The sequence below is a fragment of the Luteibacter sp. P4_D7_3 genome (assembly GCF_056401735.1).
Genome location: NZ_JBFUIT010000461.1, coordinates 1 through 2,306, shown reverse-complemented (window position 1 = coordinate 2,306; position 2,306 = coordinate 1). Strand labels below are relative to the sequence as shown.

4 protein-coding genes and 1 pseudogene are annotated in these 2,306 nt (G+C 63.1%); 4 read left to right on the top strand and 1 reads right to left on the bottom strand.

The window, feature by feature from the left end; genetic code table 11:
• The 4 genes from AC1DSN_RS21530 to AC1DSN_RS21515 all read left to right on the top strand — a co-directional run.
• Positions 1-390: cupin domain-containing protein (locus AC1DSN_RS21530; protein WP_477332779.1), on the top strand; the 390-nt coding region annotated here is incomplete at its 5' end.
• Between the two features lie 2 nt (positions 391-392).
• Positions 393-1,034 (top strand): HD domain-containing protein, encoded by a 642-nt coding sequence (locus AC1DSN_RS21525; protein WP_477298216.1) that lies wholly within the window; start codon positions 393-395, stop codon positions 1,032-1,034.
• Between the two features lie 123 nt (positions 1,035-1,157).
• Positions 1,158-1,283, top strand: coding sequence for a hypothetical protein (locus tag AC1DSN_RS21520; protein WP_477332777.1), 126 nt, complete (start codon positions 1,158-1,160; stop codon positions 1,281-1,283).
• A 109-nt stretch (positions 1,284-1,392) separates the two neighbouring features.
• Complete coding sequence (locus AC1DSN_RS21515) at positions 1,393-1,833, top strand: hypothetical protein (protein WP_477298218.1); 441 nt, start codon at positions 1,393-1,395, stop codon at positions 1,831-1,833.
• A gap of 21 nt (positions 1,834-1,854) precedes the next feature.
• On the opposite strand, the pseudogene AC1DSN_RS21510 reads toward AC1DSN_RS21515, so the two are convergent.
• Positions 1,855-2,306, bottom strand: a pseudogene (locus AC1DSN_RS21510) (hypothetical protein); the annotation flags it as partial.

Below are 2,306 nucleotides of genomic sequence, written 5' to 3'. Positions count from 1 at the left end.
GCGCTGGCTTCCGTGGCGCCGACCAGCGCCCACTCGCCGGGCGATTCGGTCAAGCCGAATTTCTCGCATGTCATTCCCAATATCCCCGGCAAGTCGCTGGTTGCCGTCGAGGTCTCCTATCCTCCGGGCGGCGCTTCGCAACCACATACCCATGCAAAGTCGGCCTTCATCTACGCCTACGTCGTATCGGGCGCCATCGAAAGCCAGGTGAATGACCAGCCCGCGCACGTCTACACGGCGGGGCAGGCGTTCTACGAAGAGCCCGGTGCGCAGCATCGAATCAGCCGCAACGCCAGCAAGACCGAGCCGGCGAAGTTGCTCGCCGTGTTCGTCGTCGATACGGACGACACCGCGCTGACCACGCCGCAGAACGCGGGGAAAGGCCGGTAAGCATGGCAACCACGATCCTCGGGATAACGCTTCCCGACAGCGCTATCGCCCGCGAAGCCACGCAGCTGCTTCGCGACACGGCCAGCGACCTGCTGTTCCAGCACTCGATGCGGGTCTATCTCTGGGGCGCTCTGTTCGCAGAGCGCAAGGGCCTGAGCTTCGATCCAGAACTGCTGTACACCGGCGCGATGTTCCACGACCTCGGGCTGACCGAAGGCTTCCACAGCAGCGCGCTTCGTTTCGAAGTGGATGGAGCGAATGCCGCGCGCGATTTCATGCGTCGTCATGGCATCGCCGAAACGGACATCCATAGAGTCTGGACCGCCATCGCCCTCCACACGACGCCCGGGATCCCGGAATTCCTGCATCCGGAAGCATCCTTGCTTCATGTGGCAGCGGGCATGGATGTGGCGGGGCGCTCATACGACCAGATCACCGACGAAGAGCGCGAGGCGGTAGTGGCGGCTTTTCCCCGTGATGATCGCTTCAAGGAGCACATCATCGATACCTTCTATGAGGGGTTGAAGCGTCGACCCGCCACGACGTTCGGTACGTTCAACGACGACTTTATCGCTGCGAGAGAGCCTGCGTTCCAGCGAGTGGACATCTGCAGCGTGATCCGTCACTCGCCCTGGGCGCATTGACTGAGCGTCACGCGGGGTAATCCTCCGCAACGTCGGCCACCCTATGAGCGATCACAGTCACTCAAGCGACTGACGTGGCTGGCGCATGTCGCGCCAGACGACACCACCCGTCAGCTTGCCCACATGGCCAAGTTGCTCCCTGTCCTCGGTCAGGCGATCCTTGCCCTGTTTATCTCGGGAATCCTGCTCGCGGGTACCCGCGCTCCGTTCATGGCCATCCGGGCGGTAAGCACGCCGGGAGATGGGTAGCTGAAAAGCCCGTGTGCATTTTCGGCCGCACCATGCAGAGAGCACAGGCGATGTGAATGAAAGCTCCGCTACGCTTGCGTCTCCCATAACGCGAACAACGGAGTCCTGTATGCGTTCAATCAATCACCGTGCCTTGCTGTCCCTTGCGCTGCTGTTTGGATGTGGAACAGTTGCGGCCACCACGCCTTCGGGGACAGGGCTGGGTCAATCATGGCCCAATGCCGCCGACCTCAGTGCGAGCCCGAACTTCCATGCTTATCGCTTTGAGAAGCAAGGCGTGCGCTACGTCCAGATCAATGACGCGAACGGCAACGTGCGTGGTGCGGTCGCCTATATCGATGGTCAGGTGCTGGATTTACCCATCGGGGTGGACGCCAGTCACTGGGTTGTCGCCACGGACCCGGCTGCTCCGGTTACGGGGGAAACGGTTTACCAGGACCAGAGCATGACGGTCCACGCGGCGCCGCAGTCCGACGGTACGGTGCGGCTGTTGCTGGCCCCGGGCAACTGCAACGGTAATCCTGCGGATTGCTCGATGAAAGGCCCCTGACAGCACGGGGCATTGATCCGATCAGAGGCGCTCGGGCAGAACAGCCCGGGCGCCTTTGTTCCGGGCACCCCACAGCAGGCTTCCAGACAGCGCGATCGCCAGCACCAACTGGACCCGGATCATCTGGGGATCGAGAAAGTCTTTAGCGGTCATGGCCAGGGCCACACTGGCCGCCATGCCGCCTACCGCCGTGCCGTGCCACCCATGGCGCCACGCCAGGCCGAACACCGGCCAGAGCATTGCCAGCCGGGCCGCCGTGCGTAGTTCATCGTTGGGTGTGAGTACGGCTACCCACGCAAGCATCGCCAGCGCGGGAAGCACCCACCAGAGCGTGTCGCGGAGGAGGGCACTGCACCACACCGACCCCACGCTCAGGGGCGCGTCTCGCAGCGCGCGGAACCGCTCATGCAGGGCCAGAACAACCGGCGTCAGAGTCAGTGCGCCCAGATACGCCCCGAGCAGATAGGCAAAGA

Bases quoted from the DNA above. Each gene is read 5' to 3' on its own strand.
- AC1DSN_RS21520 (WP_477332777.1), top strand. From the start codon at position 1,158: ATGGCCAAGTTGCTCCCTGTCCTCGGTCAGGCGATCCTTGCCCTGTTT.
- AC1DSN_RS21525 (WP_477298216.1), top strand. From the start codon at position 393: ATGGCAACCACGATCCTCGGGATAACGCTTCCCGACAGCGCTATCGCC.
- AC1DSN_RS21515 (WP_477298218.1), top strand. From the start codon at position 1,393: ATGCGTTCAATCAATCACCGTGCCTTGCTGTCCCTTGCGCTGCTGTTT.